This window comes from Janthinobacterium sp. DSP2-3-3, assembly GCF_049897325.1.
Taxonomy (GTDB): Bacteria; Pseudomonadota; Gammaproteobacteria; order Burkholderiales; family Burkholderiaceae_D; genus Janthinobacterium.
Window position 1 is genome coordinate 110,827 of sequence record NZ_JAFCWA010000009.1, and the last position, 19,743, is coordinate 130,569.

The following is a 19,743-nucleotide window of genomic DNA, read 5'->3' on the forward strand; positions in this document are numbered from 1 at the left end:
ACAATGTGGTCACGCTAACGTCCGTCAACAATCTGCAAGCCTCGCTGGCCACGGCGCAACAGCGCGTCGAACAAGGCCAGAACCAGGTACGACGCGACAGTGAACAGCTGGCGCAAAGCCGACAGTCGCTGGCGCGGGAACAGGAATCGCTAAGCCAGACGCAGCGCAGCAGCCAGCAAGCCCCGGCCGCCATCAAGGCGCCGCGGCTGGACCAGGCGATCAAGGTGGCCGTGCCACAGCAAGCAGCCCCCGCGACGGCGAAAAGCACGCCCCAGCTGAACAGCTATGGCCAGACCCTGGGCCGTCTGATCGACGTGACGGCGTAAAGCAAGCTTACTTCGCCATTTCCTCTTCCAGCATCGCCAGCCACCACTTGTCACCCTTCTGCGGCTGCGTCAGGTCGACCGCCTCGCCCATCTGCGGCGTGGCCAGGTTCACGCCCTGCTTCGCTGCCAGCCCCGTGATGCGGTCGAACGGTTCATGCCAGGCATGTAAGCCCAGGTCAAAGGTGCCGTTATGTACGGGCATCAGCCACTTGCCGCGCAAGTCCAGGTGGGCTTGCAGGGTTTCCTCCGGCTGCATGTGCACGTCCGGCCAGAGCTTGTCATACGCGCCCGTTTCGATCATGGTCACGTCAAACGGCCCGTACTTGTCGCCGATCTGCTTGAAACCGCCGAAATAGCCGGAGTCGCCGCTAAAAAACACGCGCACGTCCGGCGCGTCGATGACCCACGACGCCCACAGGGTTTGATTGCCATCAAATAAGCCGCGTCCCGAGAAATGTTGTGATGGTGTCGCCACCAGTTTCACACCGGAAATTGTCGTGCCCTGCCACCAGTCGAACTGCTGCACCTTGGCCGCTGGCACGCCCCATTGAATCAGGGTATCGCCCACGCCCAGCGGCGTGACGAAGTGCTCGGTCTTGGCGGCCAGTTGCAGCACGGCAGCATGGTCGAGGTGATCGTAATGGTCGTGCGACAGGATCACGGCCTTGATCGGCGGCAGATCGGCGATGCTGATGGGCGGCTGGTGGAAACGCTTCGGTCCCGCCCACTGCACCGGCGAGGCGCGCTCGGAAAACACGGGGTCGGTGAGGAAGAACTCGTTGTTGAGTTTGAATAGCAGGGTCGAGTGGCCGAGGCGAAACAGGCTGTTGTCGGGTGCGGCCAGCAACTGCGCCTGGCTCAAGGCTTGCACGGGTACGGCTGCAGCGGGCACCGTGCTGTCGGGCTTATCAAAGAAAAATGTCCACATCAGCTTGAGCGTTGCAGCCGTGTCCAGTTTATGCATCTGCACGGGATTGCGAAACTTGCCTTCATGGCGTTGTGGTGACAAGGTTGAGGAAGAAGCGGGCGCGGCAGGTGCGGCGCGCAAGGTGCAAGAACTCATGATGATCAGAACTCCCAAGAATAAGATGCGGTGCAAGTGCATATGCGGCCCGGTAAAGAATTAACAAGAATTAAATTACACTACACAGTGTAGTTCCTATTTCTAGCAAAGTAAACCAAGAGGTGTAAAATATTGTTTTCAAAGGAGATTTCCCGCCATGGCCGCACCGCAACGCCTCACCGACCGCAAGCGCGTCGCCATCGTCGATGCCGCCATCGCCGAGTTTCGCGAGCACGGTTTTGACGCGACCAGCATGGACAAGATCGCCGCCACGGCTGCCGTTTCCAAGCGCACCGTGTACAACCACTTCCCCAGCAAGGACGAGTTGTTCGCGGAAATCCTGCAGCGCATGTGGGAAAGCAGCATGGCCCAGCCTGCCGTGCCTTATGTTGCCGACCAGCCGCTGCGCCCGCAGGTGCTGGCCCTGGTCGAGCAGAAAATGGCCTTGCTATGCGACGCGGCATTCATCGACCTGGCGCGCGTGATCTTTGGCGAAACCATCCACTCGCCCGAACGGGCGCAAGCCATGGTGGCGCGCTTGAATGAAAAGGAAACGGGCTTGAATATCTGGATCCGTGCGGCGCAGCAAGATGGGCGCATCAAGGCGGGCGAGACGCTGGAAGTGGCGCACCTGCTGATGTCGCCACTGAAGACCTTTGCCTTCTGGCCGCAGATCACCCTGGGTGAGCCTCTGCTGGGCCCGGCACGCCGACGCGAAGTGACGGAACTGGCCGTCGATATCTTCCTGTGCTACTACGGCGTGGCAAAACAGACCGCATAAACGGGCGGCAAATGGGCAGACAGCGTCTGCCAATGCTCGCCCTCATCGCCGGAATACCAGGCGCCGCCCGTGGTCGAGGCCATCAGCAGGCTGCGCCCGTCGTCGGCCAGCGCCAGCCCGTGGCGGTACACCAGGTCGTAGCAATGCTGCTGCGGCAATCCCGCGCGCAAGACGTCGAAAGTTTTGCCGCCGTCGCGCGTGCGCGTGACGGCCAGCGCGCCGTCATGCGGAATGCGCAGCACGTCCGCCTGCGCCGGCACGAACCAGGCCGTGTCGCCATCACGCGGATGCACGGCCACGGCAAAGCCGAAATGCGACAGCGGCGCCGTGCTCACTTCCTGCCAATGCCAACCCGCATCGTGCGAGCGCCAGATGCCGTTATGGTGCTGGCACCACAGCGCCTCGGGCGTGCCGGCGCTGCGCACGATGCGGTGCGGATCTTGCACGGCTTCGTTTTCATCGAGCTCGGGCGGCATGTAATCGGCCCGCATGCCCGTCGCGCTCAAGGCCCAACTGGTGCCACCGTCCAGGGTTTGCCAGACGCCGCCGCAGGAAATGCCGACCAGCACCTTGCGGCTGTCGCGCGGATCGACGCAAATGCTGTGGATGCCGGGCACGTCGTAGCCGCCGCCAAACCACTGCGCCCGCTGCGGCACGTTCCACAAAGACTCCACCAGTTGCCAGCTGTCGCCGCGGTCGCTGGAGCGGAACAGGCCACCAGGCAGGGTCCCCGCCCACAAGACGCCGGGCTGGTCTGCACCGCCGGCCGCCAGCGACCAGACCTGCTGCAAGGTCCAGTTCACGGTATCGGTGCTGTCTTCCGGCTTGACGGGGTAGGCGGGCACGGCGACCTCTTGCCAGGTGGAACTGCCGCTGTCCAGGCGGTGCAGTTTGGCGCCGAAGTGGCCCAAGTTCAGGGCCGCGTACAGGGTGCCGTCGCGGCTATCGTGCAGCAGCATGGAGACGGGATCGCCGGCAAACTGCACCAGCGCCAGCTGCCAGACGCCAGCCGCGTCGACATCGAACTGGAACAAGCCCTTGCGGGTGCCGAGATACGCGCGTTGTTCCATGCCTCGTTCCATGCCTTGCCCCATGATTAACCTCCGGAAAGTGCCTGCAAGATATACACCTGACTGTCGGGCCGCAGGGCGTCGTCGAGCACGCGCCGTTCGCGGCAGCGCGCCCCATCGATGAAGATCACCACATTCGGACGCAAGGCCCCCTGCTCGTCGAGCACGTAACCGCGCAGGCGCGGCTGCTGCGCAAACGCGGCATCGAGGGCGGCGCTCAGGCGCGGCGCAGCCACGTCCATGGTGGGGACGTCCATGAAACGTGCCAGTTGTTGGGTAAAATGCAAGTGCGCCATGCTGCCTTCGACGTCGTCGGCCTGGACTCATTCTAGTCCGCTTTGCCGACGATACAATGGCGTTACCGCTAAAATAGCGGCAAGCACACAAGGAGGCCAGGCATGACGATTACCCCGGAAGAATTAGCGGTGCTGATGCAGGAAGTGGAAGTGGCCGACCCCATCGATTTTGCCGACCTGCCTTTCGACGAGCAGGAATTGCGCGGATTGATCGCCAATCACCTGTGCGAGATGGCTGATGCGATGGAAAGTTTCAGCCCGGAAGACCGCAACCTGGCCCTGCTGGCCGTGGCCGCTAAGCTGGTGCTGGAAAACCTGGTGCTGCACGTGCAACTGCTGCGCCGCCACGGCTTGCCCGTCAGCGACAGCGTGGACGCGCTGCTGCAGCGCCTCAAGGGCGGCAAGCCGTCGTGAATTAGACACCCGTGCGCACAGCGCGCGCCTGCACCGTGAGATCGCTTTCGGCCACGGCCACGCAGGGCAGGATGTAGCCGTCGAGCCGCTCATCGGGACTGATGCCGGGCCAGTCCACCGTGTAGCGTATCTTTCCTTCGGGCATGTGGCACAGGCAGGTACGACAGGTGCCGTTGCGGCAGGAACTGAGCAGGCGAATGCCGGCCAGCTCGGCGGCGGCCAGCACAGTAGTGCCGGCCTCGGCCGTGAATTGCCAGCCTTGCGGGAGGATAGTGATAGTAAACGTGGCGATGGTAAAGGTGGTGGTGGTAAAGGGCGCGCTCATGCGCCCAGTTTAACAGTCCGCCAGCGTGCTCCAGCTGGCACCCGCCGCGTGGCTGCGCAGCACGGCTTCGGCAAAGGCCAGGCCCGCCACGCCATCGGCCACCGTCGGCAGCCAGCGCGCCGCCTCGGGCACGGGCAAGCCCGCTTGCAGAGCGCGGATGGCCAGGGCCGCATCCAGGTAGAGCTGGGCGAACGCTTCCAGGTAGCCTTCCGGGTGGCCGGCCGGCACGCGCGTGGCGTGGCGCGCGGCCGCACTGTCGACCCGGCCCGGGCGCAGCAGCTGGCGGTTGCCGCCCTGCGGCGTAACCCATAGTTCGTTCGGCTGTTCCTGGTCAAAGTCCAGCTGCGCCTTGCTGCCAAACAAGCGCAGGCGCACTGTGTTTTCGCAACCGGTCGCCACCTGGCTGGCCCACAGCGTGCCCTTGGCGCCATTCGCATAGCGCAACATTACCTGCACGTGGTCGTCCAGCGTGCGGTTCGGAACAAAGGTCGACAATTCCGCCAGCACGGATTGCGGCGTGAAGCCGCTGACGAATTGCGCCAGGTGATAGGCGTGCAAGCCCACGTCGAGCAGGGTGCCGCCGGGACCAGCCTTGTGCGGGTCGTTATGCCAGTTACCCTGCTTCAACCCGCCTACCGCAATCGCCTCGGCCAGCCAATCTTGCGAATACTCGACTTGCACGAGGCGCAGCTCGCCGATCTCGCCCGCCTCGACCATGGCTTTCGCATGGCGCAGCAGCGGATAGCCGCTGTAGGTATGCGTAAGCGCAAACAGCAGGTTCTGACGTTGCGCCAGCGCCGCCAAGGCTTGGCCTTCCGCCAGCGAAATGCCCAGCGGCTTGTCGCAAATTACGTGGATGCCCGCTTCCAGAAAGGCCGTGGCGACGGGCGCGTGTAAATGGTTGGGCGTGACGATGGCCACCGCTTCGATGCCGTCCGGGCGCGCAGCCTCCGCTTGTGCCATGGCACGGTAATCGCAATAGCTGCGTTCGGGCGCCAGGTGCAGCGCGGCGCCGCTCTCGCGCGCACGCTCCGGGTCGGACGACAGGGCGCCCGCCACCAGTTCATACTGGTCATCGATGCGTGCCGCGATGCGGTGCACGGCGCCAATAAATGCGCCCTGTCCGCCCCCTACCATGCCCAGCCGTAAGCGTCGCTGCATGTCGTCTCCTTATTTCAAGCCAAGCAAGTGATGAATTTGATCCTGGTCAACCGCACTGCCCGCAAAATCGTCGAACGCGTGCTCGGCCACGTGGATGATGTGCTGGCGGATGAAGCGCGCCCCTTCGGCCGCCCCATCCTCGGGATGTTTCAAACAGCATTCCCACTCCAGCACGGCCCAGCCGGGAAAGTCGTATTGCGCCATCTTCGAAAAGATCGCCTTGAAATCGATCTGCCCATCGCCCAGCGAGCGGAAGCGCCCGGCGCGGTCTTGCCAGTCGCCATAGCCGCCATACACACCCTGGCGCCCGTTGGGCCGGAATTCCGCATCTTTTACATGGAAAGCCTTGATGCGCGCGTGATAAATGTCGATGAAGGCGAGATAATCGAGCTGCTGCAGCACGAAGTGGCTGGGGTCGTACAAAATCGATGCGCGCGGGTGATCATTGACGGCGGCCAGGAAGCGCTCGAACGTCACGCCATCGTGCAAGTCCTCGCCCGGATGCAATTCATAGCAGAGGTCCACGCCGGCCACGTCAAACGCATCGAGGATGGGCAGCCAGCGTTTCGCCAGTTCCGCGAATGCCGTTTCCACCAGGCCGGCGGGGCGCTGCGGCCACGGGTACAGGTAGGGCCAGGCCAGCGCGCCGGAAAACGTCACGTGGGCCTGCAAACCCAGGCGCTGCGAGGCGGTGGCCGCCCACAGCAATTGCTGCGTGGCCCAGGCCGTGCGGGCAGCGGGATCGCCACGCACGTGTTCGGGCGCAAAGCCATCAAACAGCGCGTCGTAGGCGGGATGCACGGCGATCAGCTGGCCCTGCAAATGCGTCGACAGTTCCGTCACCTGCAAGCCGTGACGTGCCAGCAGAACCTTCACGTCGTCGCAATATTGCTGGCTGGCAGCCGCCTGTTCCAGATCGAACAAGCGCGGCGCCGTGGGCAGCTGCAAGCCCTTGTAGCCCAGGCCGGCCGCCCATTGCGCCAAGTGTTCGAGCGAGTCGAACGGCGGCGCATCGCCGAGAAACTGGGCCAGGAAAATGGCCGGGCCCTGGATGGTTTTCATGCGGAATCCTTTAGCCCCCGGGACGCTGGCCCTGGGGGAGTGTCAGTTAAAAAGGCGAGTTCGGAAAGTAGAACTGCTTGGCATTCTCGCGCGTGATCAGCACCGACGGAATGATGATATTGGCCGGCAATTTATCACCTTTCAGGCGCGCTTCCGTCGTCAGCTTGATGGCGTCGTACATGAACTTGGGCGAGTACGACACGTCGGCCACGATCAGCGGGTCGGAGCCGTCCATGATCTTCTTCACGGCGCCCTTCGCACCCGCGCCGCCGAACACTTGCTTGATGTCCGTGCGCTTGGCTTGCGCGATGGCCTTTTGCACGCCGATGGCCATGTCGTCATCGGCGGCCCAGACGGCGTCGATGTGCTTGAAGCGGGTCAGGTAATCCTGCATGACCTTGAAGGCATCGTCGCGGTTCCAGTTGCCGTACTTGGCGTCCAGCACCTTGATCTCGGGATGGCCCTTCATCACGGCAGAAAACGCATCGTAGCGCTCGTTGTCCAGGGTGGTTGGCATGCCGCGCAGCGCGACGATATTGCCCTTGCCGTTTAAACTTTTCGCCAGATACTCGGCCGGCAGCTTGCCGAAGGCCGTGTTGTCGCCGGCGATGTACGCATCTTGCGACTGCGTGTTCGTCAAGCCGCGGTCGACCACCGTCACATACACGCCCTTGTTTTTGACTTGCGCCACGGGCTGCGTCAGGGAGGCCGATTCGATGGGGAAGATCACCAGGGTGTTGATCTTGTTCACCGTCAACATGTCCTGCAACTGGTTCGCCTGCTCGGGCGCCGTGGCGGCCGTCTTGACGATGATTTTCAGGCCCGGATGGGCTTTTTCCAGCTCCGCCTTGGCCTGGTTCGCCCACCACACGATGCCCGACGTGAAACTGTGCGTGGCCGTGGGTATGGCCACGCCCACCACCAGCTTATTTTCCACATTCGCGGCGGCCTGCGCACTCGGCAGCGCCCACGCCTGCATCACCAGCACTGCCATCCCTGCTACCCGTATAAAGCTCTTCATGCTGCTCTCCTCCAAGGTTGTGGGCGCCCGTTGGCTGCCCTTTCAGAACGCCGCTGTGTTTTTATTTGCGGCCTCGCTGCAGGAAGGCGACGGCGATGATCACCACGCCTTGCACTGCGGCATTCAGGTAGACACTGATGATGCTGGTCAAATTCAGGATATTGCTGATCACGGACAAGAGGATGGCGCCGATCACGGTGCCGACGATGCGCCCTTCTCCCCCCTTGAGGGCCGTGCCGCCGACGACGACGGCGGCAATCGCTTCGAGTTCCCATAGCAAGCCCGTGGTCGGCGTGGCCGAACCCAGGCGCGGCACATACAGCACCGTGGCGATGCCCACGCAGATACCCAGCAGCATGTAGGTGGCGATCTTGACCTTGTCGACATTGATGGCCGCATAGCGCGCCACTTGCTCGTTGGAACCAATCGCCTGCACATGGCGGCCAAACGTCGTGCGGTTCAGGATGATGGCGCCGGCCGCCGCGACGAACAGGAAAATCCAGATCGGTATCGGCGCGCCCAGCACGCTCGTGTAATACACGGGGCTGTACAGCTCGGACAGGGTGGCGTCCAGGGTCAGCGCGCCGCCATCGGCCAGGTAGGTCAGCACGGCGCGGAAGATGCCGAGCGTGCCCAGCGTAACGATGAACGGCTCGATATTGCCCTTGCTGATCAACAAGCCGTGCATCAGGCCGAATCCCGCGCCCAGCACCAGGGCCATGGCGATGCCCAGCACCAGCATGGTGATCGGCGCCAGGCTCCCCCCCGCGCCTTGCGCCAGCGCATTCATGAAATAGATCATGCAGCCGGCGATCAGGGCCGCCATGGAGCCGACGGACAGGTCGATGCCGCCGGAAATGATGACGAAGGTCATGCCGACGGCGATGATGCCGATGAAGGCCGTGCGCGTAAGCACGTTCATCAGGTTATCCAGGGTGGCGAAGTCGCCATTGAGCAAGGTGCCCGCGATGCACAGGGCCAGCAGGCCCAGCACGGGGCCAAAGCCCTTGATGCGCGCGCCGAAGCTGGCAACGGCAGCGGCAATCGGGGATACGGTGGTGTCAGTGCGTGCCGGTTGCATGGGCAATCAACTCCTCTTCGGTCAGGTGGTCAGCAGCCAGGGTGGCTTGCAAGGTGCCGGCGCGCATCACCGCCACGCGGTGGCACAAGCCTATCAATTCGATCAGTTCGGACGAGATCACGATCACGGCGCGCCCTTCGGCGGCCAGACGGTGGATCAAAAAATAAATGTCGCGCTTGGCGCCCACGTCCACGCCGCGACTCGGTTCATCGAGCACGACGACACGCGGGTCCGAATGCAGGTATTTGGCCAGCGCCAGCTTTTGCTGGTTGCCGCCGGACAGCATGCGCGCGCGGCTGTCGAGGTCGCCCGTGCGGATATTGAAATCCCCGACTGCCTTGGCCAGCGCCCCCTTTTCCGCTTTCAAGTTCAGCCAGGGCCGCGCATAGCGCTCCATCGTCATCATGGTGAGGTTTTCCCGTAAACCCAGGTTCACGTGCAAGCCCTTGCCCTTGCGGTCTTCGCTCAAATACGTCATGCCGTGCTGCATGGCCTGCTTGGGGGTACGGATATCCACCAGCTGGCCATTGAGCTCGATCGTGCCCGCGCTGCGCGGACGCAAGCCCAGCAGCGCCTCGAACGATTCCGTGCGCCCCGCGCCCACCAGGCCCGCAAAGCCGAGCACCTCGCCGGCGCGCACCTCGAACGACAGATCCCTGGACCAGCCGGGAACGGACAAGCCTTCAACTTTCAAGAGCACGGGAGCATCGGAGGCCAGTGCTGCTTTCGCGGGAAACATGTCCGACAATTCGCGCCCCACCATCAGGTTCGCCATCTGCTGGCGCGTGAGGCTGGCCGTCGGCTCGCGCGTGACGAAACGCCCGTCGCGCATGACGATGACCTCGTCCGTGTTGCGCTCCACTTCGTCGAGCTTGTGCGAGATATACAGGATGGTGACGCCGTCCGCTTTCAGCTGCGCCATGACGGCGAACAATCGCTGTGTTTCCGACGACGTCAGGGTGGCCGTCGGTTCATCCATGATCAAAAAGCGAGCGCGGCGCGACAGGGCCTTGGCGATTTCCACAAGCTGTTTCTCGGCGACAATCAGGTCGCGGATTTTCGTGTCAGGCGACACATCCAGGCCCACTTGTTTCAAATAGCGCGACGCTTCTTCACGCATGGCGGCTTCGTCGAGCAGCCAGCCGCGCGTCTTTTCGTGGCCCAGGAACATGTTCTGCGCCACCGTCAAGTGCTCGGCCAGGTTGAATTCCTGGTGGATCAACACGATGCCAGCAAGCTCCGCCGCGCGCGAACTGGTGAAATGCCGGGGCTGGCCATCGATCAGCAATTGCCCTTCGCTCACGCTCTCGTAGCCGGCGAGGATTTTCATCAGGGTCGACTTGCCGGCGCCGTTTTCGCCCAGCAAGCCATACACGCGCCCGGGTGCCAGGCTGAAACTGACGCCATGCAAGACGCGCACGGGGCCGAAATCCTTGCAGACCCCCTCGAAACCGACGGCAACGCTCACTATGCACTCCCTCGCAAGACCAAGTTATGGTTGAGTAACACCCCAGGTACCCGTGCGGCAGGATCCGCCAGCCGCTGCAGCAGCAAGCGCGCCGCCGTCTCGCCCAGCTCGCGCATCGGTTGCGCGATGGTGGTGAGACCGGGATCGATCTGCGCGGCGATGGCGATATCGTCGAAGCCAATGACGGCCACATCCTCGGGCACGCGTTTTTTCAATTGGCGCAGCGCGCTCAGCACGCCGATGGCCAGGGTGTCGGACACGGCAAAGATGGCCGTCGGCGCATCCGGTCCCGCCATCATCCGCAAAGTGGCGGCCGTGCCCGCTTCGTAATCGAGGCTTTGCACCGTATGCACCCACTGCGGCTGCACGGGCAGGCCGGCGGCGGCCAGGGTGTCCAGATAGCCTTGCTGGCGTTGCCGCGCGTACAGATAGCGTTCATCGGAATTGATCAGGCCGATGCGCGTGTGGCCGCGCGACAGCAAGTGCGCAACGGCGTCAGAAGCGGCCCGGTGGTTATCGATGCCGACATAGGGCACGGCCACGGCGGGGTCGAATTCGCAGCAAGCCACCCACGGCAGGCTGACGGATTCATGCGACAAGGCATGCTGCACCGTGTCCGGGTCCAGGCAGATGGCGCCATCGGCGCGGTGCATGCGCAGCAAGTCGAAATAGGAGCGCTCGCGGCCCGCGTCGGCGCCCGTGTCGCACAGCAGCACAAAGTAACCGTGTTCGCGCGCCACCGTATCGATGCCGCGCACGATCTGCGCATAGAAGGGGTTGCCCACGTCGGGCACCATGGTGAGCAGCATGCGGCTCTCCGCCGTGCGCAGGCTGCGCGCCAGATGGTTCATGCGGTAGCCGAGCGCGGCCACGGAAGCGAGCACCTTGTCGCGCGTGGGCGCCCGCACTCCAGCCTGCTCGTTCATCACGCGCGAGACGGTGGCCACCGACACCCCCGCATGCGCGGCAACGGCGCTGATGGAGACGGTTTCTGTGGGCAAAGGTGATGGAACGGCTGCGGGCATGGCGCTTTTCAGAAAAATGTAATCGATTACATTTATAAGCCAGTCACGCACGCGATGCAAACATTATCGATGCTGCGGTGCGCAAAAGATGTGCAAAAACTGGCCCGGCGCGGGCCGTTGGACGCTGCTATTTCTGGGGCGGCAAGGCGCTCTGCTGCACGGCAAAACCACCGTATCGCAGATCAGGGATAACTTATTTCATCATCGCGCAAAACGTTTCGGGATTGCCGTCAAGAATGACGCCGCTGGGCCAGCGGTGGCTACGCTGCTGGGCGCGCAGCAAGGACGCGGCCAGGGCCGAGTCGCCATCGACGGCGTACACGAAAACGGGCATGTTCAGGCTGGCAGCGTCGCCCAGCAAATTCGGATTGGCATCCAGGCTGCGCGCATCCACGTGCACGCCGGCGGGCAAGCCGATCTGCTGCTGCACGCGCCGCAGCCACGGCTTGTCGAGCTTGGGCGGACGGGCATTTTTTGCGATATAGCGGCTGACTCGGTTCGCGCCGGCCGCCTGCGCATTGCGCGCGTCAAACACGAGCAGGCCCAGGTAGCCTTGCGGATCGGCGCGGCGCGCACAAGCCAGGTTATTCGGCACGCCCGAGGTCAAGAACCAGTTGCCATGCTTGATGTTCGCACGCAACTGCCCCACCAAAGTTGCGATGGGCGCGCACGACGAAACGACATCCTTGATTTCCGCATTCAGGGTTTTATTCGGGAACGCCGTCGCCAGGTCGGCAATATCGCTGACGAACGGCGGCGTTTCCGCCGTCAGCGCGCCGCGGTTCTTCATGCTGGCGGCGCGCCAGTCGTCGGCCGTCAGTTGTTTCACGGTGCGGGGCGATCCCGTGTCGACGACTCTCCCCGTCAACAGATCGTGGTGCACCACCCAGCTGCCGTCGCCCAGCAGCTGCAAATCCGTCTCGACGCCGTCCCAGGTGCCGAAATACGTGTTGCGCAGCGCGCTCAGCGAGTTTTCCGGCGCATTGCCGGCGCCGCGGTGGGCATGCACCTTCATGCCCAGGCAGTCGGCCTGGACAAACGTACTGGCCATGCAGAGCAGCAAAGCCAGTGCGGCCGCCTTATTGTTGTCCCGGATGATAGCCATAATGAATTCCCTGCAAAACATGGATGCGGATCGCTTCGTTGACGGGGTAGCTGTAGCCCTGCCCCACCGCCACGACGTGCGTGATATTGGCCAGGATGGCCTTGCCGGCGAGATTCCAGCGCGTGCTGTCGGGCTCGCCCTGGCGCGTCCAGTCCAGCATTTGCCGGAACAAGTCGCTGCGCGTGACGTTGTTGTCGAGAATGGACAGCATGCCCCAGATGCCCGCAAAGGCCGTCGCCAGCACGCCCGTGGCGATCCAGGCGGAACGACGGCTCAGCTGTCCATCGGCACCCGCCTGCTCGCCACGGCGCATGGCCAGCAGCAATAATACGACGGTGGCGATCAAGTACAGCAATTTGGAAAAGTGGCCGATGGCGCCCAGCAGCGAGAAAAACAGGGCCACGGGCGGCACGATGGCGGCGCGCGCCGCTTCCTTGCCTTCATGGAAGAACCTGCCGCCCGCTTCAAAATCCGGGCGGCTGGCGCGGTATTCCACCAGTTTTTCCGCCGTCTGGCGATCCAGGAACTGCTCGAACAGGCGCCCGAACTCGGCGGGACTCGCATACGATGCCTGCACCGTGGCGCTGGCCGGCAGTTTCAAGGCTTCGCGCAGTTCCGCCTGCACGCCGGGGCGCACGACAAAGGCGGCAAACGGCAAGCCCGGCGGAATGCGCTCACCGCGCACGGTAACGCCCTTGCTGGCCGCCTCGGCCGTGTAGCGGCGCTTGACGGCGGCGCGGAAGCCCTGCTCGTCATCAGTACGCCAGTTGGCAAGCACGGGCACTTTCTTGCGCACATTATTGACGACGGCCGCCTGGCGCCGCATCGGCACGGAGTGCGGCTGCCAGCCACGCCGCGACAGGCTGCTCACATACTCCTGCCACGAGGATTGCTGCTTGGCCCGCAAGCCGGCATCGCTATCGGGGATGATGCCCGCATACAGTTCCCACTTGCCGGCCAGCTCGCGCATGGCTTCTTGATATTTATCATAATAGCCGGACGGGCCGCCCGCCACCTGGCGCAGGTTGGCGCGCACCAGCTGCTCCTTGGCCGGCCCCATGCGCTCGTCAAGATGCCGCACCGACACAGCCAGGAAGGGGAACAGGGCCAGGAAGGACTTGCCTTCCGGCTTGGCGAACAGGGTGGGATCGTCGACCAGGCCCTGCAGTTGCAAGCTGCCGCCTACCAGCGAACGCTGCAGCAAAGTGGTGTTGAAGGCCAGGCGGCGAAATTCCGCGTCGCGCGTGTTGACCAGCACATTCACCGTGGTTTTCAGCACGCCGAAGACAACGCCGGCCGTGACCACGCAGCAGACGATGATTTTTAGCCAGCCAGGGCCGCTGCCATTGTTCTTCAGCCGGCGGCGCCACATCAGCTGCAACACCACCAACGCGGCGGCGATGCCGGACAGGCTGCGGCCATAGAATTCCACGCCTTCCACGTCTTCCGGCTTGACGTTGCCGCCCACCACGTCGAGCAAGCGGGCATTGAAGCCCAGCTCGAAGCACAGGTAAATAATCGTCAGGACGATCAGGATCAAGGTCTGCCGGATCTGCAGACTGCGCAAACTCGCGGCCATCCTATTTCCTCAAATCGATGACGACGGGCTTGATCTCTTCGGCCTGGAAGATCATCGGCGCCGCCGGCGCAGAAGCTGCGCTGCGCTGCGCGGGCAGGCTGCTGACGGCGGGCGCCGCCGCTCTGGCCTGGCTCTCCTGGCGGCGCGGCTTGGCGCTGGCGCGGCTGCCCGCTTTCGGCGCGGCGGAAGGTGCCGGGGCGGCGGCAGGCGGTGCCGGGATCACGCGCCCGCTGTCGCTGCCGCTCCCAGGCAGGGTGGCGATGACGGGACCTGTGGCGCGCAAGGCATCGTCGGCAAACGGCTGTGCGCGCGTATCGACGCCGGGCGGCACGGCCACGCTGGCGTTCAGCAGGCGATTGTCCGTGTAGATCATGCGCGACAAACGGTTGTAGTTGGGAAAGTCGATATTCAGCGATTTTGCGTCCGACGCCAGTTCCACGCGGGGGCGGTCCTTGCAATTGCCCACCGTCCACTGCAGCACGTCCGTGCCCTGGAAAGCCAGCACTTCATAGCGGTAGGCGCAGTTGCGCTCCTTCGTTTCCACGATCACCACGGTGCGCTCGCCCACGTTTTCCACGCGCGCCACGCGGGCCGTGATGGCCTTGTCCAGCGGCACGACGCGAAAAGCCTGCGACAGCTTGATCGAATACTTGCCTTTCGGATCCTTGCGCAAAGTGCCTTCCGTGCCGTCGCGCAAGCGGAAGGTGGACATCGGCGTGCCGAACAACTCGGCCGTATCCAGGCCCACCATCACGCCGCCACGGCCATTCGGCGTCATGGCGCAACCCGTCAACAGGACGCCGGCGGCCAAACTCAGGACCAGCTTGCGCCAGCGGGCAGATGCAAAACTCTTATACATTGTCATGCTTGATAACTTTCTCTTATTTTTGAATTCAGGGATTGATCACGGCTAGCGGATTGCCCGGGCCAGGTGGCGGCAAGACTTTCTGGCGGTCGCGCGACAGCAGGGTAAAGGCGCCCAGGGTGTCCGGCCCGGCGACAATTTCCAGCTGCTCGCGCTGCAGCCACGTGCGGATTTCCACCTCTGTGGCCTCGGCGCGGAACAGCACGCGCGTGCGCACGCCCGTCTCGACGCCGCTGCGCTGTGGAGCACCATTGCGGAACTCCGCATTGCCGACGACGGCGCCCTCTTTCGGCAGGAACAACCACGCCGATTGCACCACCATCACGCTGGCGGCCACGGCGGTGACGATCTTCAGCCAGCGATTCGCATTGGCCGCCTGCACAGGTTTCGACACCGGTGCAAGCGCATCAGCCGAAGCGATCTGCAACTGCTGCAGCCCCTGGCGCAGCAATTGCCGGTACGCCACGCGGCCATCCTTGCCCAGCTCGCTCGACAGCGGCGTGCCCGTCAGCGCATAGTCGTCGCCGGGCAAGGCCACGCGGGCGATCACGCCCGGTGCGCTGGCGGCCCGATTCGCTCGGCCATGCGTTTCCAGCCAGCGCGCCGCCTGCAGGCGTTCCTGGCTGAACACGCCCAGGCAGGCGCCCAGGTCCGTCACGGCCAGAATCACCGGCAAGTCGCACAGCACCAGACCGGCACGCGGGTCGGCGGGCGCGTCGCGCTCTTCGACCACCAGGCCGCAGGCATCCGCATACGCCGTATCGGGCGTGACGAGCCAGCCGCGCCAGCGCTGCCGCGTACTGTCCCAGGCATCGAGCAGCACGGCGCCAAAGCCGGGGCGGCGCGCCAGCACATGGATTTGTCCACCCGCGATGGGCCGCGCGGCCAGCGGCGCGGCATCGCTGCGGCGCGCAAAGCGTTCCAATAAGTGTTCCGGCACGGCGATGCCGCGCCAGTCGGGGGTATCGCCAGCCACCTCCGCGTCCAGCAGTTCGGCGGAAGATGGGGGAGATGGCAGGCGCGCGGCAACGATGGCCAGCGAGGGCGTCAATGCAGTCATGCCGGTGGCCTTTCATCAATGTTGGGAGAAGTGGACGCAGGGTCCAGGTGCAGGGATAACGCGGCCACGCACAAGATATCCAAAACTATTTGCGCCGCCTGCAAGTCGCGCGCGGTCAAGGAGTCCCCCACGCGCAGCTTGAGCAGGGTCAAGACCCAGCTGCCCAGCAGGGTAGCGCGGTGGGCCGACTCGACGATCTGGCGTCCCGCGCTGAGGCTATCTCCCTTTTGCTTGTGCACCAGGCCCAGCTTGCCGCCGTGGTAATGCGCGGAAGCGATCTGCTCGGCCAGTTCCTTGACGGGCATGCCGCCGCAGCCGCAATGACGCAGCAGCAAGATCAAATCACGGGACAAGGTGGTGATAAAACTGTCGGCCGCTACGCGCACCTGCTGTGGCGTGAGCTGATAGTCGCGCAGCGGTTCGGCATAGGCGTCGGGCGCGCGCAAGTCACAGCCCTCTTGCGCATCGGCATCCTCATCATCGCGCTGCTTACGCAACTGGTCGATGATGAAGCGCTTGAAGTACAGGAACAAAGCACCGACGTGATGGGGTGCGGCGTCGCTGTCGCTGTGCAGGACTTTTTCAATGAAAAACTGGTGGCGCAAATCCGCCAGGGAATCGCCCAGCGATGCCGCCTCGCGCGGGCGGCACGGCGTCAGCGCGGCGATGACGCGCTGGTAAAACTCGCCCAGCTCGCCTTGCGTCAGCTGCGGGCGGCGGGTCCAGAAAGCGTGAATCCGTTCAAATTGTTCCGATTGCACAGCCGGTCCGATCGTGTGTTGGGCGGCACGCGCCACTGGCCGGCGACGACGCGCACCGGCAATCAAGCTATGCGCTGGCCAGACAAGAAAAACTTGTCAGTAAGGTAAAATGCATTTAAGCAATTTTCTCATATCACACTGGAAATCGCTAACTTTTGTTATTTTCACGACAATTCCCGAGACGCCGATGCATCGCCTGATTCCCCTGTTCTTGAGCCTGTTATTTTTACTGGGCAGCAACGTAGCGCACGCCGCCGTGCCAGCACCGGTGCAAGCTGCTGCCGGCAAGCGCATCGCCCTGGTGATCGGCAACGCGGCCTATCCGCAGCCGCTATTGAATCCCGTGAACGATGCGCGCGCCATGGCCGAACGCCTGCGCCGCCTGGGCTTTAAAGTGCTGTTACGCACGGATATCACGGCGGCGCAGTTGCAAAAGGCGTCGGCCGAGTTTTCCACGCAGGCGCGCGGCGCCGATATCGCCCTCGTGTTTTACGCGGGCCACGGCGCCCAGGCGGGCGAAGCCAATTATGTGTTGCCGCTGGGCGCCAACATGAATGCGCTGAGCGCTACCGCGATTGCCGCGCAGGGCGTGTCCGTTTCCAGCCTGGCGGGCGATTTGCAGCGCACGGGCGCGCGCGGCGCCGTGCTGATCCTCGACGCTTGCCGCCAGGAATATACGCGCGGTGGCGCCGTGGTGGTTCCCGGCGGCGGCAACGCGGCCAGCCACGGCTTTGCCGACACGCAAGCGCCACGCGGCGTGGTGATCGCCTATTCGGCGGGACCGGGCGCCCTGGCGCGCGATTTCTGGTCGCCCGATTCGCGCAACAGCCCCTACACGAGCGCCCTGCTCGACGCGCTCGATGCGCCGGGCTTGCCCATGGGCGACGTCTTTTCGCAGGTGGCGGCGCGAGTAGCCGCCATGACGCACGATGTGCAAAAGCCGCGCGTCTCGTTCGGTGAAACGTCGGCGCGGCTGGTGCTGAACATGGGCAGCGGCAAGGGCGTCAGCCAGCCAACGCCGGGCGTACTGGCATCGGGCAACAACGGCATGCGTGCCCCGGTCCCGGCGCCAGTCCCGCCACCAGCATCACCTGCCGCCGTCACCGCCTCGGGCGCGAAAGTGTGGCCCGGTAACGTGCTGCAAGACATCAACTATGAAATCCGCATGCAGATCGCGGCCCGGCCGTTTCCCCGCCAGCAGCTGGAAAAGCGCGCGCGGGGCGGCGACCTGGTGGCGCTGACGGCCCTCGGCTACGGCATCGGCGGCGGCGATGCGGGAGTAAAACAGCCGAAGGCGGGCATGCAGTGGCTGGAAAAGGCCGCCGCGAAAGATTTTCCGATTGCCCAGACCTATCTGGCCGAATTGTTGATGGTCAAGGGCGACACTGCCTCGCTGAAGCGGGCCGGCGTGCTGCTGGACGCCGCCTCGCAGGCGGGCTACACGGCCGCCCACGCCTATAAATTCGACCTGGCGCGGCGCACGGGCGCGCCGCGGCAGGACGCGGCCCGCCACTTGCAGGACGCCTTCATGGGCTTGATGAAGGATTACCAGGGCGCCGCCAAGGACTTGATGCAGCCGCAAAAAAATAATTCAAAATAATTTTGGATTTCCCTGAACTGCCCCCGTTATCCGGGGGTACATGCAATACAGCATGACAGTGACCAGGGAAATCCCATGCAAGCATCGAGCACGGCAGCAACCATTACCACCGGCCAACGGGGCCGCATCCTCGCCTACCAGGCAAGCGGACAAGGTTCCGTCAGCGTGGCCGGTATTCAACATGCCTTCGACGTCAGTACCCACTGGCGCTCGGACGTGGCACCCGCCATCAACGCCGTCGTAGACGTGCGCTTCGATGACGCTGGCAGCCTCGCCACCGTCAGCGCCGTGGCGACGCAGCAACTGGCGCAGGAAGAGATGGCCGGCGCGGCCAAGCTGGCGCGCGACAAGGGCCAGCAACTGTGGGGCCAGGCAGTCTCGGCGCTGGGCATCAAGGTGCTGGCCAGCCTTGGCGTCTTGATCGCCGGCGCCTTTGTCTTCAACACCATCGGCATCCGTTTGTTCGCCTCCGTTTCGCGCACCTATTGGCAGTTGCTGGGCCTGTCCGCCGACAGCCTGGAAAGCTTTGCCCGCGATGGCGGCGGCGGTTTTACCTCCGCACAATTATTCTTCCTGCTGGCCATTGCCGGCTGCTGCGCCACCATGGCCAGCAGCCACCCGAAAGCGGCGCTGGGCAAATGCGCGCCGCTGCTGTTCGTCGTCATCCACAGCAGCTTGCTGTTCATCAAGATCAAGGGCGCCGTCAGCGATGCGGGCAACGCCATGGGCGGCATCATGGGTAGCCGCGCGGCCCGCATGGCCGAGCAGATGGCCAGCGAAATGCTGGGGCAAGTGTGGCAAGGCTTGTCGTTCGGTATCGGTTTTTACCTGGTGCTGGCAGCCAGCATTGTCCTGGCCGCTTACGGCGTTGGCGAATACAAACGCAAGAGCATTGGCTAAGCCCCGCACTCCCCCACACATCTACTTTAAAGGAAATACCATGCAACGCACCCTCCCCGCCCTGCTCGCCATCGCCATCCTGCTGTCCGCCTGCGGCAAGCCCTCCGACAATGCAACGCCGGCGGCCTCTGCGCCCGCCACCAGCGTGGCCGACATGGCCGCCAAGGCGCAAGTGAAGGCGGCCGCCGCCAGCCTGCCGCAAGCGGACGCTGCCACGCCAACGTCCAGCTATGTCGACATCACCAGCGGCAACCAGTTGATGTACAGTTACATCGCCCTGTCCGGCGTGCCGCCCGATTACGCGGCCGTGGCGCAGCGCATCTCGCGCGACTATGCGGGCAGCAACGATGCCTTCCGCAAGCAGGAAGTGCTCGACGCCCTGAAACCGCAGATCGACGCCAAGGTCAGCGAAGCGAAAACCAAGCGCTACCTGCGCTACCAGATCAATGGCCAGGGCGCGCTGTCGCCATACGCCATGGACAAGGCCGCCTTCCCCGCCAAGTTCGCCGAAGCGGGCACGTATTACTACATGTACGACAACGGCGACTACAAGCTGGCGTTCACGAATGGCGACGGTTACTCGCTACTGAAGGTAGACCAGGAGGCGGCGCGCAAGATCGAGGCGGCGCGCAGCGGCTACAAGGATTTCGCCATCGTCGTGTATGCCTATGCCCAGGAAGCGGACATGGCCAGCAACCAGGTCAAGGCACAGATCGTCAAGGTGGCGATCAAGCTGAATGGGGAAGAAATTCCCGTCAGTCAGGCGCGCTAGAACGGGCT

The 19,743-nt window shown here is 63.9% G+C and carries 21 protein-coding genes; 6 read left to right on the plus strand and 15 right to left on the minus strand.

Annotated features, from left to right (window positions below):
* Positions 1–5: 5 nt before the first annotated feature.
* On the plus strand, positions 6–326 hold the full coding sequence (locus tag ACP7DE_RS18695) for a hypothetical protein (RefSeq protein ID WP_426073484.1): 321 nt from the start codon (positions 6–8) through the stop codon (positions 324–326).
* 7 nt (positions 327–333) lie between these two features.
* Here ACP7DE_RS18695 and ACP7DE_RS18700 read toward each other — a convergent pair whose 3' ends face one another.
* Positions 334–1,389: an MBL fold metallo-hydrolase gene (locus ACP7DE_RS18700; protein WP_426073485.1), complete on the minus strand. Its 1,056-nt coding sequence runs from the start codon at positions 1,387–1,389 to the stop codon at positions 334–336.
* 157 nt (positions 1,390–1,546) lie between these two features.
* Here ACP7DE_RS18700 and ACP7DE_RS18705 point away from each other — a divergent pair, with 157 nt between their 5' ends.
* On the plus strand, positions 1,547–2,170 hold the full coding sequence (locus ACP7DE_RS18705; RefSeq protein ID WP_426073486.1) for a TetR/AcrR family transcriptional regulator: 624 nt from the start codon (positions 1,547–1,549) through the stop codon (positions 2,168–2,170).
* Here ACP7DE_RS18705 and ACP7DE_RS18710 read toward each other — a convergent pair.
* Both ACP7DE_RS18710 and ACP7DE_RS18715 read right to left on the minus strand, forming a co-directional pair.
* On the minus strand, positions 2,143–3,240 hold the full coding sequence (locus ACP7DE_RS18710) for an exo-alpha-sialidase (protein ID WP_426073487.1): 1,098 nt from the start codon (positions 3,238–3,240) through the stop codon (positions 2,143–2,145). The two genes, ACP7DE_RS18705 and ACP7DE_RS18710, sit on opposite strands and share 28 nt — an antisense overlap.
* Before the next feature lie 26 nt (positions 3,241–3,266).
* Positions 3,267–3,536 (minus strand): MoaD/ThiS family protein, encoded by a 270-nt coding sequence (locus ACP7DE_RS18715; RefSeq protein ID WP_426073488.1) that lies wholly within the window; start codon positions 3,534–3,536, stop codon positions 3,267–3,269.
* 102 nt (positions 3,537–3,638) lie between these two features.
* On the opposite strand from ACP7DE_RS18715, the gene ACP7DE_RS18720 reads away from it, so the two are divergent.
* Positions 3,639–3,950 (plus strand): hypothetical protein, encoded by a 312-nt coding sequence (locus ACP7DE_RS18720; protein WP_070258491.1) that lies wholly within the window; start codon positions 3,639–3,641, stop codon positions 3,948–3,950.
* Between the two features lies 1 nt (position 3,951).
* Here the strand turns inward: ACP7DE_RS18720 and ACP7DE_RS18725 are convergent, their stop codons facing one another.
* From ACP7DE_RS18725 to ACP7DE_RS18780, 12 genes are all read right to left on the minus strand, one after another.
* A complete protein-coding gene (locus ACP7DE_RS18725) occupies positions 3,952–4,275 on the minus strand; it encodes a 2Fe-2S iron-sulfur cluster-binding protein (protein ID WP_426073489.1) in 324 nt (107 codons plus the stop codon).
* Between the two features lie 9 nt (positions 4,276–4,284).
* Positions 4,285–5,436, minus strand: coding sequence for a Gfo/Idh/MocA family protein (locus ACP7DE_RS18730; RefSeq protein WP_426073490.1), 1,152 nt, complete (start codon positions 5,434–5,436; stop codon positions 4,285–4,287).
* 9 nt (positions 5,437–5,445) lie between these two features.
* A complete protein-coding gene (locus ACP7DE_RS18735; protein ID WP_426073491.1) occupies positions 5,446–6,498 on the minus strand; it encodes a sugar phosphate isomerase/epimerase family protein in 1,053 nt (350 codons plus the stop codon).
* A gap of 46 nt (positions 6,499–6,544) precedes the next feature.
* Positions 6,545–7,477 (minus strand): substrate-binding domain-containing protein, encoded by a 933-nt coding sequence (locus tag ACP7DE_RS18740; RefSeq protein ID WP_426073624.1) that lies wholly within the window; start codon positions 7,475–7,477, stop codon positions 6,545–6,547.
* 103 nt (positions 7,478–7,580) lie between these two features.
* Entirely contained in the window at positions 7,581–8,600 is a 1,020-nt protein-coding gene (locus ACP7DE_RS18745) for an ABC transporter permease (RefSeq protein WP_426073492.1), read from the minus strand.
* Positions 8,581–10,068, minus strand: a complete 1,488-nt coding sequence (locus ACP7DE_RS18750; RefSeq protein WP_426073493.1) for a sugar ABC transporter ATP-binding protein — start codon at positions 10,066–10,068, stop codon at positions 8,581–8,583. Before ACP7DE_RS18750 ends, ACP7DE_RS18745 begins: the two co-directional genes overlap by 20 nt.
* Positions 10,068–11,093 carry a LacI family DNA-binding transcriptional regulator gene (locus ACP7DE_RS18755; protein WP_426073494.1) on the minus strand — a complete coding sequence of 342 codons (1,026 nt, stop codon included), beginning with the start codon at positions 11,091–11,093 and terminating at the stop codon, positions 10,068–10,070. The genes ACP7DE_RS18750 and ACP7DE_RS18755 overlap by 1 nt, the downstream gene beginning before the upstream one ends.
* 193 nt (positions 11,094–11,286) lie before the next feature.
* Positions 11,287–12,198 (minus strand): glycerophosphodiester phosphodiesterase, encoded by a 912-nt coding sequence (locus tag ACP7DE_RS18760; protein ID WP_426073496.1) that lies wholly within the window; start codon positions 12,196–12,198, stop codon positions 11,287–11,289.
* Entirely contained in the window at positions 12,173–13,777 is a 1,605-nt protein-coding gene (locus ACP7DE_RS18765; protein ID WP_426073497.1) for a hypothetical protein, read from the minus strand. The genes ACP7DE_RS18760 and ACP7DE_RS18765 overlap by 26 nt, the downstream gene beginning before the upstream one ends.
* A gap of 1 nt (position 13,778) precedes the next feature.
* Positions 13,779–14,636: a hypothetical protein gene (locus ACP7DE_RS18770; protein ID WP_426073498.1), complete on the minus strand. Its 858-nt coding sequence runs from the start codon at positions 14,634–14,636 to the stop codon at positions 13,779–13,781.
* A gap of 34 nt (positions 14,637–14,670) precedes the next feature.
* Positions 14,671–15,702, minus strand: coding sequence for a hypothetical protein (locus ACP7DE_RS18775; RefSeq protein ID WP_426073499.1), 1,032 nt, complete (start codon positions 15,700–15,702; stop codon positions 14,671–14,673).
* Positions 15,699–16,463, minus strand: a complete 765-nt coding sequence (locus ACP7DE_RS18780; RefSeq protein WP_426073500.1) for a hypothetical protein — start codon at positions 16,461–16,463, stop codon at positions 15,699–15,701. Before ACP7DE_RS18780 ends, ACP7DE_RS18775 begins: the two co-directional genes overlap by 4 nt.
* Positions 16,464–16,650: 187 nt before the next feature.
* On the opposite strand from ACP7DE_RS18780, the gene ACP7DE_RS18785 reads away from it, so the two are divergent.
* From ACP7DE_RS18785 to ACP7DE_RS18795, 3 genes are all read left to right on the plus strand, one after another.
* Positions 16,651–18,063: a caspase family protein gene (locus tag ACP7DE_RS18785; RefSeq protein ID WP_426073501.1), complete on the plus strand. Its 1,413-nt coding sequence runs from the start codon at positions 16,651–16,653 to the stop codon at positions 18,061–18,063.
* Between the two features lie 75 nt (positions 18,064–18,138).
* Positions 18,139–18,963, plus strand: coding sequence for a hypothetical protein (locus ACP7DE_RS18790; RefSeq protein WP_426073502.1), 825 nt, complete (start codon positions 18,139–18,141; stop codon positions 18,961–18,963).
* A gap of 40 nt (positions 18,964–19,003) precedes the next feature.
* Positions 19,004–19,735 carry a hypothetical protein gene (locus tag ACP7DE_RS18795; protein ID WP_426073503.1) on the plus strand — a complete coding sequence of 244 codons (732 nt, stop codon included), beginning with the start codon at positions 19,004–19,006 and terminating at the stop codon, positions 19,733–19,735.
* Positions 19,736–19,743 lie beyond the last annotated feature (8 nt).

Excerpts from the sequence above, each read along its gene's own strand:
- ACP7DE_RS18755 (WP_426073494.1), bottom strand. The coding sequence starts at position 11,093 with ATGCCCGCAGCCGTTCCATCACCTTTGCCCACAGAAACCGTCTCCATC.
- ACP7DE_RS18740 (WP_426073624.1), bottom strand. The coding sequence starts at position 7,477 with ATGCAGGCGTGGGCGCTGCCGAGTGCGCAGGCCGCCGCGAATGTGGAA.
- ACP7DE_RS18775 (WP_426073499.1), bottom strand. The coding sequence starts at position 15,702 with ATGACTGCATTGACGCCCTCGCTGGCCATCGTTGCCGCGCGCCTGCCA.
- ACP7DE_RS18725 (WP_426073489.1), bottom strand. The coding sequence starts at position 4,275 with ATGAGCGCGCCCTTTACCACCACCACCTTTACCATCGCCACGTTTACT.
- ACP7DE_RS18790 (WP_426073502.1), top strand. The coding sequence starts at position 18,139 with ATGCAAGCATCGAGCACGGCAGCAACCATTACCACCGGCCAACGGGGC.
- ACP7DE_RS18735 (WP_426073491.1), bottom strand. The coding sequence starts at position 6,498 with ATGAAAACCATCCAGGGCCCGGCCATTTTCCTGGCCCAGTTTCTCGGC.
- ACP7DE_RS18770 (WP_426073498.1), bottom strand. The coding sequence starts at position 14,636 with ATGTATAAGAGTTTTGCATCTGCCCGCTGGCGCAAGCTGGTCCTGAGT.
- ACP7DE_RS18715 (WP_426073488.1), bottom strand. The coding sequence starts at position 3,536 with ATGGCGCACTTGCATTTTACCCAACAACTGGCACGTTTCATGGACGTC.
- ACP7DE_RS18745 (WP_426073492.1), bottom strand. The coding sequence starts at position 8,600 with ATGCAACCGGCACGCACTGACACCACCGTATCCCCGATTGCCGCTGCC.
- ACP7DE_RS18760 (WP_426073496.1), bottom strand. The coding sequence starts at position 12,198 with ATGGCTATCATCCGGGACAACAATAAGGCGGCCGCACTGGCTTTGCTG.
- ACP7DE_RS18765 (WP_426073497.1), bottom strand. The coding sequence starts at position 13,777 with ATGGCCGCGAGTTTGCGCAGTCTGCAGATCCGGCAGACCTTGATCCTG.
- ACP7DE_RS18730 (WP_426073490.1), bottom strand. The coding sequence starts at position 5,436 with ATGCAGCGACGCTTACGGCTGGGCATGGTAGGGGGCGGACAGGGCGCA.
- ACP7DE_RS18785 (WP_426073501.1), top strand. The coding sequence starts at position 16,651 with ATGCATCGCCTGATTCCCCTGTTCTTGAGCCTGTTATTTTTACTGGGC.
- ACP7DE_RS18710 (WP_426073487.1), bottom strand. The coding sequence starts at position 3,240 with ATGGAACAACGCGCGTATCTCGGCACCCGCAAGGGCTTGTTCCAGTTC.
- ACP7DE_RS18795 (WP_426073503.1), top strand. The coding sequence starts at position 19,004 with ATGCAACGCACCCTCCCCGCCCTGCTCGCCATCGCCATCCTGCTGTCC.
- ACP7DE_RS18720 (WP_070258491.1), top strand. The coding sequence starts at position 3,639 with ATGACGATTACCCCGGAAGAATTAGCGGTGCTGATGCAGGAAGTGGAA.
- ACP7DE_RS18705 (WP_426073486.1), top strand. The coding sequence starts at position 1,547 with ATGGCCGCACCGCAACGCCTCACCGACCGCAAGCGCGTCGCCATCGTC.
- ACP7DE_RS18700 (WP_426073485.1), bottom strand. The coding sequence starts at position 1,389 with ATGAGTTCTTGCACCTTGCGCGCCGCACCTGCCGCGCCCGCTTCTTCC.